Genomic DNA, 14,065 nt, shown 5'->3' with positions numbered 1-14,065 from the left:
CTGTCGAGGAGACGTCCGATGCTGCCTGTTTCCGTTCGTCGCGCCGCGGCGACCGTCGATGCCAAGACCCCCGCCACCCGCGACCGCGCGCTGGACGGCCTGCGCGCCGTCGCCCTGCTCTCGGTGCCGCTGGGCCACTGGCTGCTCGGCGGGTTCACCGTCTCCGACAACGTGCTGCACAACGCGAGCCCGCTGGCGGCGCTGTCGTTCATGGCGCCGCTGAGCTGGGTGCTGCAGATGCTGGGGGTGTTCTTCCTGGTCGGCGGCCGGGCGTCGGCGCTGTCGCTGCGGCGGTCGGCCGAGCGCGGGGTGGGCGCCGGGGAGTGGCTGCGCGGCCGGGTGCTGCGGCTGGCCCGGCCGGTGCTGGGGGTGGCCGCGGTGTGGGCGGCGCTGATCCCGGTGCTGCGCGGGCTGGGGGTGCCGGCGGACACGGTGCGGACGGGGGCGGTGCTGATGGTGCAGCCGCTCTGGTACATCGCGATGTACCTGGTGCTGACGGCGCTCACCCCGCTGTGCGTCAGGTTCGGTTCCTGGAGCCGGGGCTGGGCCTCGGCGGCGCTGCTGGCGGCCGTCGCGGCGGTGGACCTGCTGCGGTACGGGCCGTGGGGCGCGTCGATGCCGGGGTGGTTGAGCCTGCTGAACCTGCTGCCGGGCTGGCTGTTCGCCTACCAGTTGGGCGTGGACTGGGCGCACGGCCGGATCTCCCGGGCCGGGGCGTGGCTGACGGCGCTCGGCGGGGCGGCGCTGTTCGCGGTGCTGCTGCTGGTGTTCCACTACCCGGCGAGCATGGTGGGCGTGCCGGGCGCGGCCCGCACCAACTCGCACCCGCCGTCCCTGCTGGTGCTGGCGCTGGCCTCGGTGCAGGGCGGCGCGGCGATGCTGCTGAAGGACCGGCTGGGCCGGGCGCTGCGCCGGCCGCTGCTGTGGCTGCCGGTGGTGGTGGTCAACCTGGGCGCGATGACGATCTTCTGCTGGCACCAGACCGCGATGTTCCTGACCGCGCTGGCCGGCTCGCACCTGGGCGCGGTGCCCGGTCTGACCACCGCCCCGGACTCCGGCCTGTGGGCGCTCGCCCGGCTGGCCTGGCTGCCGGTGTTCGCGGTGGTGCTGGCGCTGATCGGCCGCTGGGCCCGGCGCTTCGACGGCCCGTGGCGGTCCCGCGCCTGGCGGGCGGCGGCCGCGGCGGGCGCGGCGCTGTTCGCGGTGTACGCCTTCGGTGCGGTCTGACGCCGCGTCAATCCGTCGACGCGTCATCACCCGCTCCCTGTCGGTGCGGGGCCCTACCCTGGCGGCCATGGCGACCTTCGACGAACTGATCGCGCTGGCGCTGCGGCTGCCGCAGGCGCACCGGGAGACCACCTGGGAGCAGGAGACGTTCCGGGTGGGCCGGAAGATCTTCGCGATGGGCCACCCGGAGTCCGGGCAGGTCTCGGTGAAGGCCACGGTCTCCGAGCAGGCCGAACTGATCGCCGCCGCGCCCGAGGTGTACTCGGTGGCCCCGTACACCGGCCGGTTCGGCTGGGTGCGGGTGCAACTCGCCCGGGTGGGGCCGGAGGAGCTGCGCGAGCTGCTCACCGAGGCGTGGCGCTCGGTCGCCCCGAAACGCGTCCGGGAGGGGTACGAGGGGTAGCGTCCGGGGGAATGTGACGCGGAACACTGTTTGCTCCCTGCCCGGCGCGTCTGCCGCCCTCTAGTCTGGCTGACTAGTAGTTGGCAGTCGTAGCACCATCGGGCCCGTCCCGCTGCGATGTCCCGGCCCGAGGGAGTGGACGCCATGCACCGCAGGCGGGTCAAGCGGATCCTGATCGGCGTGTTCGCGGGCTGCGCGGCGCTGGTGGACGCCGGGGCCGCGGTCGCCCAGGCCACCGCGTCCAGTGAGCAGCTGGCCATCACCACCCCGCCCGCCGGCAGCGCCGCCTGGGTCGCCGACGGCACCTTCGGCCGCGCCCTGCCGGACCCGGCGACCGCCGACCCGGCCGCCGTGGCCGCCTTCTTCGCCTCGCTGACGAAGGCCGACCTCGACCGGCTGATCCTCGAATACCCGCTGGTGGTCGGCAACTTGGACGGCGCGCCGCTGGCCGTCCGGTACCGGGCCAACCGGGAGGCGGTCGCCGCCGAACGCGACCGGGCCCGGCAGCGCGCCGAGGACCGCACCCTGGACCCGGCCGCCCGCGCGCTGGCCGTCTCCCGCGCCAACGACTCCGAGGCGCTGCTCGCCCCCGGCCGGCAGATCCTGGCCTTCGACCCGCGCGGCCGCGGCCTGGTCACCGAGGTCTACGGCGACCTGGCGAGCGCCCGGCGGGTCGCCGTCCTGGTGCCCGGCTCGGACGCCGACCTCGGCCACTTCGACCAGGCCGTCGAACCGCTCCGCTCCCCCGCCGGCATGGGCCGCGCCCTGTACGCCGAGGAGCGCGCCCAGGCCCCCGGCACCCGCACCGCGGTGGTCGCCTGGACCGGCTACGTCACCCCGCAGGGCCTCGGCCCGGACGCGGCCACCTCCCGGCTCGCCGAGGCCGCCGCGCCGCGCCTGGAGCGCCTGCTCGCCGGCCTGCGGCAGACCAGCCGGCCGGAGGCGCCGCCCGCGCTGCTCTGCCACTCCTACGGCTCGGTGGTGTGCGGCGCCGCCGCGCCGTCCGTGCACGGCGCGCAGCCCACCGACCTGGTGGCGTTCGGCAGCCCCGGGATGGGCGTCGAGTCGGCCGCCGAACTCGGCACCGGCGTCCAGGTCTGGGCGGCCCGCAACCCCGGCGACTGGATCGGCAACGTGCCGTACCTGGAGGTCGGCGGCCTCGGCCACGGCGCCGATCCGACCACCCAGGCGTTCGGCGCGACGGCCGTCTCCTCGGCGGGCGCCAGCGGCCACAACGGCTACCTGGCCGAGGGCACCGCCAGCCGGCACAACTTCGCCGCGATCGCCCTCGGCCACTACAGCGACGTCAGCCGCTCGGTGACCTTCGGCAACTGACGACTCGTCAGACCTCGCGGGCGTCCGAGGTGTTGCTCATGTCCGCGTAGCGGGTGCCCTGCACCCGGCCGCCGATCAGGTCCAGCTCGGCCAGCTCCTCCGCCGTCAGCTTCAGCGCGGCGGCCGCGGCGTTCTCCTCCAGCCGGCTGCGCTTGCGGGTGCCCGGGATCGGCACCACCGTCAGGCCGTGCACCTCGGCCCGCTGCTGCACCCAGGCCAGCGCGACCTGGGCGGCCGTCACCCCGCGCTCGGCGGCGATCTTCCGGATCGGCGCGACCAGCTCGGCGTTCCCGGCCGCGTTCTCGCCGGTGAACTGCGGCAGGTACCGCCGGAAGTCGTCCGAACCCAGCTGCGCGGCGTCGGCGAACGCCCCGGTCAGGAAGCCCCGGCCGAGCGGCGAGTACGGCACCAGCGCCACGCCCAGCTCGGCCGCCGCGGGCACCGCGGTGCGCTCCAGGCTCCGGGCGAACAGCGACCACTCGGACTGCAGCGCCGCGATCGGGTGCACCGCGTACGCCTCGCGCAGTTCCGGACCGGTCACCTCGGACAGGCCCAGGTGCTTCACCTTGCCGGCCGCGACCAGCTCGGCCATCGCCCCGACCGACTCGGCCAGCGGCACCCCGGGGTCGCGCCGGTGCATGTAGTACAGGTCGATCTCGTCCACGCCGAGCCGGCGCAGCGAGGCGTCCACGGCCTGCCGGATGTACGCCGGGTCGTTGTTGACGCCCCGGTGGCCCGGGTCGTCGGCGCGCCGCTCGATGGCGAACTTGGTGGCCAGCACCACCTGGTCGCGGTGCGCCCGGACGAACGGGCCGATCAGTTCCTCGTTGGCGCCCGAACCGTAGATGTCGGCGGTGTCGAACAGGGTCACCCCGAGCTCCAGCGCCCGGCCGAGGGTGGCCAGCGCCTCCTCGGTGTCGGTCGGCCCGTAGAACTCGCTCATCCCCATGCATCCCAGGCCCTGCACGCCCACGACGGGGCCGTTGCTGCCGAGCCGGGTGGTCTCGATGCTGCTCATGCGCTCTTCCTGTCCTCGATCGGGCGATGCCCCGTGGTCTCCGTCGTGTCGTCGCCGTCCGTACCGGCCGCGGGCGGCTCGCCGTAGAGGTCGATCTTCCGGTCGATCACGGCGAGCGTGGCGTGCAGGTCCGCGAGCCGCTGCCGGACCTCCGCCCGGTGGTCGACCAGCAGCTGCCGGCGCTCCGCCCGGGTGGCGTCCCCGTCCCGCACCAGCTCGACGTACCGGACCATGTCCGCCACCGGCATCCCGGTCAGCCGGAGCTTCGTCAGGAACGCCAGCCGGGCCAGGTCCGCGTCGCTGTACCGGCGCTGGCCCGCGTGCGAGCGGTCCACCGGGTCCAGCAGACCGATCCGCTCGTACCAGCGCAGCGTGTGCGCCGACAGTCCGCTGGTCGCGGACACCTCGCTGATCCCGTGCCGCGGCGTCCGGTCGGGCACCGCGCTCGGCGCACCGAACGCCCGCTCGCACCCCGACAGCCGCTCACTCCACTGCTCCGACGCTGCCATCTGGAACTCGACCCCCGGTCTCGGCGACGACGACTCCGACGCTACTCAGTTGGAGTGCACTCCAAGCAAGCCTGGCACAACGGATCTCCCCACCCGTCGTTTAGAGTTCGGCCCATGCAGAGCTTGCGCACGATCGAGGACTGGCCGGTACCGAACGCAGCGGCGGCGGTCGTACGCGGAAGCGACGGCGCCCTGCTCGGCGCGCACGGACCGCAGGACCACCTGTTCCCGCTGGCCTCCGTCACCAAGCTGCTCACCGCCTACGCGGTGCTGATCGCCGTCGAGGAAGGCGTCTTCGAGCTCGACGACCCGGCCGGCCCCGACGGCTCCACCGTCCGCCACCTGCTGGCCCACACCTCCGGCCTGGCCTTCGACGAGCACCGCGTGATGGCCGCCCCCGGCAACCGCCGCCTCTACTCCAACGCCGGCTTCGACGTCCTCGCCGCCACCCTGGAGCACGCCTCCGGCATCCCGTTCGCCCAGTACGCCGCCGAGGCCGTCTTCCAGCCGCTCGGCATGCACGCCACCATGATCAACACCGCCCACCGGGCGCCCGCCGGCGCGGGCGGCCTCTCCACCGCCGCCGACCTCGCCCGGTTCGCGGCCGAACTCCAGTCCCCCAAGCTGCTCGACCCGGCCACCCTGCACACCGCGACCCGCGAGGTCGCCTTCCCCGGCACCAACGGCGTCCTGCCCGGCTTCGGCCACCGCCGCCCCAACGACTGGGGCCTCGGCTTCGAGATCCGCGACCACAAGACCCCGCACTGGACCGGCACCGCCAACTCCCCCGCCACCTTCGGCCACTTCGGCCAGTCCGGCACCTTCCTCTGGGTCGACCCCACCGCGGACCTCGCCTGCCTCGCCCTCACCGACCGCGACTTCGGCCCGTGGGCGGCGGAGGTGTGGCCGCAGCTCAGCGACGCGGTCCTCGCCGAGATCTAGGCGGGCGGCGCTCAGCCGAACTGCAAGGGCGAGCCCATCTCCCACAGCAGCAGCTCGACGCCGTTCCCGCCCGCCGTCGGGTCCGCGAACGCGTCTCCCGTGATCCGGATCGCGTCGCCGGCGCTCGCCGAGCGCCCGCCGCCCTGCGGGCCGGGGACGGTGCGGTAGCCGACCGAGCCCGCGACGACGTGCACGTAGCGGTAGGGGGCGGCGGGGAGTCCGGGCAGCGCCGCCCACGCGCCGGCCCGGACCAGCCAGAGGGCCGCGTCGGTGCGCCGAAGTCGCAGCGCGTCGTCCGAGGGGCGTCCCGAGGCCAGCAGGGTCAGTCCGTCCGCGGCCGGGACGGAACGGATGCCGAAGCCCGGCTCGACGCCGAACCGGTCGGGCTGGAGCCACATCTGGAGGAATGTCACCGGCTCCGTCGCCCCGCCGAGGTTGCGTTCGGTGTGGGTGATGCCCGCCCCCGCGGACTGGACCTGGACCATGCCGGGCCGGACCACGCTCGCGTGGCCCGCGTCGTCGCGGTGGGCCAGTGCTCCGTCGACCACCCAGGTGACGATCTCGGTGTCGGTGTGCCGGTGGGCGTCGTACCCGGCGCCGGGGGCGAGGGTCTCCTCGTTGCAGGCGAGCAGTGCGCCGAACGAGGTGTTCTTCGGGTCGTAGTGGCCGGCGAAGGAGAATGCGTGCCGGGTGGTGACGCCTTCGGCGGGTTCCGACAGGTAACGCTCGCCGGTGCGGCGCAGATCGGCGCGTCCGCGCTCCTTCCGTCCGGCCGCGGAGGCGGGTTCGGAGGTTTCGAAGGGGTGCCCGTCCCGGGCCGAGGAATCCACGCTCACGGGCACCACGGTAGCCGGTGTGACCGGTGCCACCGGTCTTCTCGGCGCGGGGTGTGCACGAGCACCCGTCCACGTGAGGCAGGCTAGTGCCGTGCCATCCGCTTCAGCGAAACCCGACAAAGCATCCGACCGGACGTCCGGCGAGCCCCCCGCCCCGGAGCGGCCCGCCGACCGGGGCCCGGAGAAGAGGTCCGCCAGACGTCCGGCGCAGCCGGCCCGTGCCGCCGCGGTGCCCGGCCGCGGCCGGATGACCGCCGAGGAGCGCCGGCTCGCGGCGGACCGGGCCGAGCTGCGGGCGGCGACGCTGAAGCGGCTGGAGAAGTCGGCGGGCAAGCTGGCGTCCGCGGCGATCGCCCGGATGGACGATCAACTGGCCTGGTACCGGCGGATGCCGCCGGAGCACCGGTCGTGGATCGGCCTGGTCGCGCAGGCGGGCATCGCGGCGTTCACCGAGTGGTACCGGCACCCGGAGGCGCCGCAGGCGATCTCCACCGACGTGTTCGGCACCGCGCCCCGGGAGCTGACCCGGGCGATCACGCTGCGGCAGACGGTGGAGCTGATCCGCACCACGATCGAGGTGATGGAGGAGGCCATCGAGGAGGTGGCCGCGCCCGGCGACGAGGCGGGCATGCGCGAGTCGGTGCTGGTCTACGCCCGGGAGATCGCCTTCGCCACCGCCCAGGTGTACGCGCAGGCCGCGGAGGCGCGCGGCGCGTGGGACGCCCGGCTGGAGGCGCTGGTGGTGAACTCGCTGCTGTCCGGGGACGCCGACGAGGGCGTGCTGTCCCGGGCGGCGGCGCTGGGCTGGGGCCAGCCGAGCCAGGTGCGGGTGGTGATGGGCAGCGCCCCGGACGGCGACAGCGAGCTGGTGGTCGAGGCCATCCGGCGCGCCGCCCGGTACGCCAAGCTGCACGTGCTGACCGGGGTGCTGGGCCGCCGCCTGGTGGTGGTGGTCGGCGGCGACAAGGAGCCGGTGCACGCCGCGCGGGCGCTGATCGGCCAGTTCGCGCCGGGCCCGGTGGTGGTCGGCCCGACGGTCGGCGACCTGCTGTCGGCGACCCGCTCGGCGCACGCCGCCGCGCAGGGCCTGAAGGCGTGCGCGGCGTGGCCGGACGCGCCGCGCCCGGTGCTGGCCGACGACCTGCTGCCGGAACGCGCCCTGGCGGGCGACGAGGTGGCGCGCCGTCAGCTGGTGGAGGAGATCTACACACCTCTGGAGGAGGCCGGTTCGGCACTCCTGGAGACGCTGAGTGTCTATCTGGAGCAGGCGTCCTCCCTGGAGGGCGCCGCCCGGATGCTCTTCGTCCACCCGAACACCGTCCGCTACCGGCTGCGTCGTGTGACTGATGTCACCGGCTATGCTCCGTCGGACGTGCGTTCGGCGTTCACCCTGCGCATCGCCCTTGCCCTGGGGCGTCTCGGTTCCGGGCCTGATCAGGGCTGATCGAACTGTAGGGAATCCACAATCCGACGTGCTTTTCTTCGTCATCGTCGCCTACCCGCCCCACGGCGTCCGGCGAGAGAGGGTTGAACCGTGCTCGTTATCGTCGCCCCTGGACAGGGTGCCCAGACTCCCGGCTTCCTCAACCCCTGGCTCGAACTGGACGGCGTCGCCGACCGGCTGCGCCAGTGGTCGGAGGTGGCCGGTCTCGACCTGGTGCACGCCGGAACCGAGGCCTCCGAGGAGGAGATCAAGGACACCGCGGTGGCCCAGCCGCTGCTGGTGGCCGCCGGCCTGGTGACCGCTCAGGCGCTGCTGCCGCAGGGCGTTCCGGCGTCCGTCGGCGCGCTGGCCGGCCACAGCGTGGGCGAGATCACCTCCGCCGCGCTGGCCGGAGTGCTGTCCGAGCAGGACGCGCTGGCCTTCGTCCGCGAGCGCAGCCTCGGCATGGCGGAGGCCGCCGCGGCCACCGCGACCGGCATGACGGCGGTGCTCGGCGGCGACCCCGAGGCGGTCGCCGAGAAGCTCGCCGCGCACGGGGTCACCCCGGCGAACAACAACGGCGGCGGGCAGATCGTCGCGGCCGGCACGCTGGAGCAGCTGGCCGCGCTGAAGGCGGACCCGCCGGCCGGCGCGCGGCTGATCCCGCTGAAGGTCGCGGGCGCGTTCCACACCGAGCACATGGCCCCGGGCGTGGCCCGGCTGGAGAAGCTGGCGCCGACGCTGACCGTGGCCGACCCGACGGTGGCGTACGTGTCCAACAGGGACGGCGAGGTGGTCGGCGACGGCGCCGAGGTGCTGGCCCGTCTGGTCGCGCAGGTGTCCAACCCGGTCCGCTGGGACCTGTGCATGGAGACCCTGCAGCAGCTGGGCGCGACCGCCGTGATCGAGCTGTCGCCCGCCGGCACCCTCACCAATCTGGTCAAGCGGAACGTCAAGGGCGTCGCAACGCTGGCCCTGAAGTCCCCCGCCGATCTCGACCGGGCCCGCGAGCTCGTGGCCGAGCACGGCAGCCAGGAGAAGTCCGCATGAGTGCCACCATCAAGCCGGTCACCGGCGCCCAGTTCTCGCGCATCCACGGTGTCGGCGGCTACCGCCCGACCCGGGTGATCCCGAACGCCGAGGTGCTGAACTGGATCGACTCCTCGGACGAGTGGATCCGGTCCCGGTCCGGCATCGCGGAGCGCCGCTGGGCCGGTCCGGAGGAGACCGTCGCCGAGATGTCGGTGCAGGCGGCCGCCAAGGCCATCGCGATGTCCGGGATCGCTCCGGCGCAGATCGGCGGCGTCATCGTCGCCACCGTCTCGCACCTGAAGCAGACCCCGGCGATCGCCACCGAGATCGCCCAGCGGCTCGGCTGCGGCACCGCCCCCGCGTTCGACATCTCCGCCGCCTGCGCGGGCTTCGGCTACGGCCTGAGCCTGGCCGACGGCATGGTGCGCGGCGGCAGCGCCGAGTACGTGCTGGTGATCGGCGTGGAGCGGCTCTCCGACCTGACCGACAAGTCGGACCGCTCGACCGCGTTCATCTTCGGCGACGGCGCGGGCGCGGCGATCGTCGGCCCGTCCGACACGCCCGGCATCGGCAAGGTCGTCTGGGGTTCGGACGGCTCGCAGGCCGACGTGATCTCGCAGACCCGGGCCTGGGACACCGCCTTCGCCAAGCCGGACGCCGTCAACGGCGCGGGCGAGGAGATCAAGTGGCCCGCGCTGCGGATGGAGGGCCAGACGGTCTTCCGCTGGGCGGTGTACGACATGGCGAAGGTCGCCCAGCAGGCGCTGGACGCCGCCGGGATCACCGCCGACCAGCTCGGCGCGTTCATCCCGCACCAGGCCAACATGCGCATCATCGACGCCATGATCAAGACGCTGAAGCTGCCCGCCGAGGTCCCGGTGGCCCGCGACATCGTCGAGACCGGCAACACCTCCGCCGCGTCCATTCCGCTCGCCATGGAGCGGATGCTGGAGCGCGGCCAGGCCAAGAGCGGCGACCTCGCGCTGATCATCGGCTTCGGGGCCGGACTGGTCTACGCCGCAGCAGTCGTTACTCTCCCCTAGGCGTTTTTTCTCCGCACCACCCCAAGAAAACCCGCGGCGGTCCGCCTGACCGCACGCGTCAACACGAAGAGGAGCAGCCGATATGGCTACCCAGACCGAGGTTCTCGAAGGCCTTGCCGAGATCGTGAACGAGATCGCCGGCATTCCGGTCGAGGACGTCGAGCTCGACAAGTCCTTCACCGATGACCTGGACGTCGACTCGCTGTCCATGGTCGAGGTCGTCGTCGCCGCCGAGGAGCGCTTCGGCGCGAAGATCCCGGACGACGAGGTCAAGAACCTGAAGACCGTCGGCGACGCGGTGAACTTCATCGTCGCCAACGTCTGACCAGCCGTCAGGCTGCCGGTCGGGGCGCGTCCGTCGCGCCCCGGCCGTCCCCCTTTCCCCCGGCTCGTTCCGGCCCTCCGGCCCGTCCGGCCCTCCGCTCGATGCTCAACGTGAGAGAAGAAGAAACCAGTGACTGCTGAAAACCGCACCGTGGTCGTCACGGGTATCGGCGCCTTCACGCCGCTGGGCGGCGACGCCGCCACATTCTGGGAGGGCCTGCTGGCCGGCCGGTCCGGGGTCCACGCCCTCACCGAGGAGTGGGCCGCCGAGCTGCCCGTCCGGATCGCCGCCAAGGTCGCCGTCGAGCCGTCCGAGATCCTGCCCCGCCCGGTGGCCCGCAAGCTGGACCGCTCGGCCCAGTTCGCGCTGATCGCCGCCCGCGAGGCCTGGAAGGACGCCGGCTTCGAGGGCCCGGCCACCGCCGACACCAACGAGCTGGCCCCCGAGCGCCTGGGCACGGTCATCGCCTCCGGCATCGGCGGCGTCACCACCCTGCTCGACCAGTACGACGTGCTCAAGCAGCAGGGCGTCCGCAAGGTCTCCCCGCACACCGTCCCGATGCTGATGCCCAACTCCCCGGCCGCCAACGTCGGCCTGGAGGTCGGCGCCCGGGCCGGCGTGCACACCCCCGTCTCCGCCTGCGCCTCCGGCGCCGAGGCGATCGGCTACGCGATCGAGATGATCCGCAGCGGCCGCGCCGACGTCGTGGTGGCCGGCGGCACCGAGGCGGCGGTCCACCCGCTGCCCATCGTCGCCTTCTCCAACATGATGGCGATGTCCAAGAACAACGACGACCCCGAGCACGCCTCCCGCCCGTACGACAAGGCCCGTGACGGCTTCGTCCTCGGCGAGGGCGCCGGTGTCGTGGTGCTGGAGTCCGCCGAGCACGCCGCCGCCCGCGGCGCCCGCGTGTACTGCGAGGCGATCGGCCAGGGCCTGTCCTCGGACGCCCACCACATCGCGCAGCCGGAGCCGACCGGCGCCGGCGTGTCCCGCGCCATCGCCGACCTGTTCGACCGCAACGAGCTGGACAAGGCCGAGGTCGTGCACGTCAACGCGCACGCCACCTCCACCCCGCAGGGCGACACCGCGGAGATCAAGGCGCTCAGCCGCGAACTCGGCGAGCACCTGGAGCACGTGGCGATCTCCGCCACCAAGTCGATGACCGGCCACCTGCTCGGCGGCGCCGGCGGCATCGAGACGGTCGCCACCGTCCTCGCCCTGCACCACCGGATCGCCCCGCCGACCATCAACGTGGTCGAACTGGACGACGACATCGACGCCGACATCGTCCGCGACGAGCCCCGCAAGCTCCCGGTCGAGGGTCGGATCGCCGCCCTCAACAACTCCTTCGGCTTCGGCGGCCACAACGTGGTGCTGGCCTTCCGCACCGTCTGAGACCCGCGCGCGGCACTGCGCGACCGGCCCGGCACTCCCAGCGAGTGCCGGGCCGGTCCCGTCCCCGTCACACCACCTGGTGCAGCCACCTGACCGGCGCGCCCTCCCCCGCGTACCGGAACGGCTCCAACTCGTCGTCCCACGGCTTGCCGAGCAGACGCCCGATCTCCGCCTCCAGGTCGCTGCCCTCGCTGCGGGAGCGCAGCAGCACGGCCCGCAGCCGGTCCTCGGGGACCAGGATGTCGCCGTGGATGCCGGTGACGGCGTGGAAGATGCCGAGGCCGGGCGTGGAGGAGTACCGCTCGCCCTCGGCCGTGGCGCAGGGCTCGCTGGTCACCTCGTAGCGCATCAACTGCCAACCGCGCAGCGCGGAGGCGAGCTTGGAGGCGGTGCCGGGCTCTCCCTGCCAGGAGAGCTCGGACCGCCAGTGGCCGGGCGCGGCGGGCTGCCGGATCCAGTCGAGGTTGACCCGCACGCCGAGGACGCCTGCCACCGCCCACTCGACGTGCGGGCACAGCGCGCGTGGCGCGGAGTGGACGTAGAGCACACCACGTGTCGTCACCGGGACCTCCTGGCTGTGGACGAGGGTCGCCTTCCCCAGCTGCCTCGCGCCGTCGCCGGTAGGTACTGACGAGTGGCTACCCCGTGACGCTCAACTTATTCGACATTAGGTCATCAAATCGAGCAAAACGGACAAGCTTTCACCCCATGCTAGTCGGTTCCCCCGGGAGGTCTACCCCCACAGCGCCCACCTCCCCCGAACGGACCTAAACGCGCGCCCCCACCGGATCGCGCTTCCGGTGGGGGCGGATTGACGGAGCGTCATTCGACACACCGTCACATCGTCGGATCCTCAGACCTGGACGACCATCTTTCCGGTGTTGGCGCCGCGCAGCATGCCGAGGAAGGCCTCCGCGGTGTTCTCCACGCCCTCGACCACGGTCTCGCCGTAGCGCAGCGAGCCGTCCCGCAGCCAGCCGCCGACCTCCTCGACGAACCGGCCGCGCAGCGCGGCGTGGTCGCCGGCCAGCATGCCCTGCAGGCGCAGCCGCTTTCCGATGGCCAGCACCAGGTTGCGCGGCGCGGCCGGGGCGGAGGTGTCGTTGTACTGGGCGATGGCCCCGCACAGGGTGACCCGGCCGTGCACCCGCAGGGCGCCGATCGCGGCCTCCAGGTGCTCGCCGCCGACGTTGTCGAAGTAGACGTCGATGCCGTCGGGGGCGGCCTGGTCGAGCAGCTCCGCGACCGGACCGTCCTTGTAGTTGAAGGCGGCGTCGAAGCCGTACTCGTCGACCAGGGTGGCGACCTTCTCGGCGGAGCCGGCCGAACCGATCACCCGCTTCGCCCCCTTGAGCCGGGCGATCTGACCGACCGTCGAACCGACGGCGCCGGCCGCGCCGGAGACGAACACGGTGTCGCCCTCGCGGAACGAGGCGACCTCCAGCAGTCCGGCGTACGCGGTGAGCCCGGGCATGCCGAGCACGCCCAGGTAGGCGGAGAGCGGGGCGAGTTCGGGGTCGACCTTGACGGCGTGCGCGGCGTCCAGGGTGGCGTACTCGCGCCAGCCGAGCCAGTGCTGCACCGCGTCGCCGACCCGGAAGCCCTCCGCGTTGCTGGCGACCACGTGGCCGACCGCGCCGCCGTCCATCGGCGCGCCGAGCGCGTACGGCGGCGCGTAGGACTTCACGTCGTTCATCCGTGCGCGCATGTACGGGTCGACGGACAGGTAGGCGTTGCGCACGGTGATCTCGCCCGGGCCGGGCTGCCGGACGGGGGCCTCGACCAGCGCGAAGTCGCTCGCCACCGGCCAGCCCTGCGGCCGGGCGGCCAGGTGCCACTCGCGGCCGGTGGCGGGAAGGTCCTGCTCTGCCATCACACACTCCTCATCAACCTGAAAAGTTCACTGACTCAAGTAATCCTGTGGATGAAAGGTTCATGTTGTCAACTGTTCAGCTAGACTCGACACCATGGAGAAGGAGCAGGTCATGGAGCAGGCATCGGTCCCGACCGCCGACCCGATCACCGTGGAGGTCGTCGACCTCATGGCGCGCCTGGTCGGACTCTTCCACCGCGAGTACGAGGAGGCCGCCGCCGCCCGCTCGCTGACCGGCGCGCAGGCCAAGGTACTGGCGCTGCTGCGCCGCGGCCCGATGCCGATGCGGCACATCGCGCAGACCCTCTCCTGCGAGCCGTCCAACGTCACCGGCATCGTCGACCGGCTGGAGGGCCGCGGTTTCGTCACCCGCGAGTCCGACCCGCAGGACCGCCGGGTGAAGCTGGTGGTCGCCACCGAAACGGGGCTGTCCGCCTCGTCCGAGCTCCGCGAATCGCTGAACTTCGCCCGCGAGCCGCTGGCCGCGCTGGAAGCCTCCGAGCGGGCCCAACTGCGGGACCTGCTGCGGCGGATGCTCGACTCCTCGGCCCGCGACTGACCCCGCCGAACCGTCCTCCGGGCCGCCGGTCGGACCGCCGGCCGGACGGTTCGGAGGCACCCCGGTTCGAGGTTCGAAAAATCTCTCGGAAATGATGGTTCGCGTGTAACCATTCCCGTCGCCGCGCCGTCTAAGTGGTGAC

At 73.2% G+C, this 14,065-nt stretch carries 15 protein-coding genes; 10 read left to right on the top strand and 5 right to left on the bottom strand.

What is annotated here, in order from left to right; translation table 11 throughout:
- The first annotated feature begins 18 nt into the window (after window positions 1-18).
- The 3 genes from CG736_RS09725 to CG736_RS09715 all read left to right on the top strand — a co-directional run bounded on the left by CG736_RS09725 (window position 19) and on the right by CG736_RS09715 (window position 2,965).
- Window positions 19-1,227 (top strand): acyltransferase, encoded by a 1,209-nt coding sequence (locus CG736_RS09725; RefSeq protein WP_100585777.1) that lies wholly within the window; start codon window positions 19-21, stop codon window positions 1,225-1,227.
- A gap of 67 nt (window positions 1,228-1,294) precedes the next feature.
- Entirely contained in the window at window positions 1,295-1,630 is a 336-nt protein-coding gene (locus CG736_RS09720; protein WP_100585776.1) for an MmcQ/YjbR family DNA-binding protein, read from the top strand.
- Between the two features lie 144 nt (window positions 1,631-1,774).
- Window positions 1,775-2,965 (top strand): alpha/beta hydrolase, encoded by a 1,191-nt coding sequence (locus CG736_RS09715; protein WP_100585775.1) that lies wholly within the window; start codon window positions 1,775-1,777, stop codon window positions 2,963-2,965.
- A 7-nt stretch (window positions 2,966-2,972) separates the two neighbouring features.
- Here CG736_RS09715 and CG736_RS09710 read toward each other — a convergent pair whose 3' ends face one another.
- Both CG736_RS09710 and CG736_RS09705 read right to left on the bottom strand, forming a co-directional pair.
- The gene (locus CG736_RS09710) at window positions 2,973-3,983 is read right to left on the bottom strand and encodes an aldo/keto reductase (RefSeq protein ID WP_100585774.1); all 1,011 of its coding nucleotides are present in this window, start codon (window positions 3,981-3,983) and stop codon (window positions 2,973-2,975) included.
- Window positions 3,980-4,492 (bottom strand): MerR family transcriptional regulator, encoded by a 513-nt coding sequence (locus CG736_RS09705; protein WP_100585773.1) that lies wholly within the window; start codon window positions 4,490-4,492, stop codon window positions 3,980-3,982. The genes CG736_RS09710 and CG736_RS09705 overlap by 4 nt, the downstream gene beginning before the upstream one ends.
- Before the next feature lie 114 nt (window positions 4,493-4,606).
- On the opposite strand from CG736_RS09705, the gene CG736_RS09700 reads away from it, so the two are divergent.
- Window positions 4,607-5,434: a serine hydrolase gene (locus CG736_RS09700; RefSeq protein ID WP_100585772.1), complete on the top strand. Its 828-nt coding sequence runs from the start codon at window positions 4,607-4,609 to the stop codon at window positions 5,432-5,434.
- Between the two features lie 11 nt (window positions 5,435-5,445).
- Here the strand turns inward: CG736_RS09700 and CG736_RS09695 are convergent, their stop codons facing one another.
- Window positions 5,446-6,270: a pirin family protein gene (locus tag CG736_RS09695; protein WP_157815497.1), complete on the bottom strand. Its 825-nt coding sequence runs from the start codon at window positions 6,268-6,270 to the stop codon at window positions 5,446-5,448.
- A 247-nt stretch (window positions 6,271-6,517) separates the two neighbouring features.
- Between CG736_RS09695 and CG736_RS09690 the strand changes: the two genes are divergently transcribed.
- The 5 genes from CG736_RS09690 to fabF all read left to right on the top strand — a co-directional run bounded on the left by CG736_RS09690 (window position 6,518) and on the right by fabF (window position 11,491).
- Window positions 6,518-7,714: a CdaR family transcriptional regulator gene (locus tag CG736_RS09690; RefSeq protein WP_043913828.1), complete on the top strand. Its 1,197-nt coding sequence runs from the start codon at window positions 6,518-6,520 to the stop codon at window positions 7,712-7,714.
- Window positions 7,715-7,804: 90 nt separating this feature from the next.
- Window positions 7,805-8,743 carry an ACP S-malonyltransferase gene (locus tag CG736_RS09685; RefSeq protein WP_100585770.1) on the top strand — a complete coding sequence of 313 codons (939 nt, stop codon included), beginning with the start codon at window positions 7,805-7,807 and terminating at the stop codon, window positions 8,741-8,743.
- Window positions 8,740-9,768, top strand: a complete 1,029-nt coding sequence (locus CG736_RS09680; RefSeq protein WP_100585769.1) for a beta-ketoacyl-ACP synthase III — start codon at window positions 8,740-8,742, stop codon at window positions 9,766-9,768. The genes CG736_RS09685 and CG736_RS09680 overlap by 4 nt, the downstream gene beginning before the upstream one ends.
- Window positions 9,769-9,850: 82 nt before the next feature.
- Entirely contained in the window at window positions 9,851-10,093 is a 243-nt protein-coding gene (locus CG736_RS09675; protein WP_073812203.1) for an acyl carrier protein, read from the top strand.
- Window positions 10,094-10,222: 129 nt separating this feature from the next.
- On the top strand, window positions 10,223-11,491 hold the full coding sequence (gene fabF / locus CG736_RS09670) for a beta-ketoacyl-ACP synthase II (protein WP_043913836.1): 1,269 nt from the start codon (window positions 10,223-10,225) through the stop codon (window positions 11,489-11,491).
- Between the two features lie 67 nt (window positions 11,492-11,558).
- Here the strand turns inward: fabF and CG736_RS09665 are convergent, their stop codons facing one another.
- Together CG736_RS09665 and CG736_RS09660 are read right to left on the bottom strand one after the other, a co-directional pair.
- A complete protein-coding gene (locus CG736_RS09665) occupies window positions 11,559-12,053 on the bottom strand; it encodes a DUF3145 domain-containing protein (RefSeq protein WP_100585768.1) in 495 nt (164 codons plus the stop codon).
- Window positions 12,054-12,344: 291 nt separating this feature from the next.
- Window positions 12,345-13,364: an NADP-dependent oxidoreductase gene (locus tag CG736_RS09660; protein ID WP_100585767.1), complete on the bottom strand. Its 1,020-nt coding sequence runs from the start codon at window positions 13,362-13,364 to the stop codon at window positions 12,345-12,347.
- Window positions 13,365-13,458: 94 nt separating this feature from the next.
- Between CG736_RS09660 and CG736_RS09655 the strand changes: the two genes are divergently transcribed.
- On the top strand, window positions 13,459-13,923 hold the full coding sequence (locus CG736_RS09655; protein WP_232733899.1) for a MarR family winged helix-turn-helix transcriptional regulator: 465 nt from the start codon (window positions 13,459-13,461) through the stop codon (window positions 13,921-13,923).
- Window positions 13,924-14,065: the final 142 nt, after the last annotated feature.

This window comes from Kitasatospora sp. CB02891 (assembly GCF_002803145.1).
Taxonomy (GTDB): domain Bacteria; phylum Actinomycetota; class Actinomycetes; order Streptomycetales; family Streptomycetaceae; genus Kitasatospora; species Kitasatospora griseola.
Note: the sequence above shows the minus strand (reverse complement) of the source record. Positions and strands in the feature narration are given on the sequence as shown.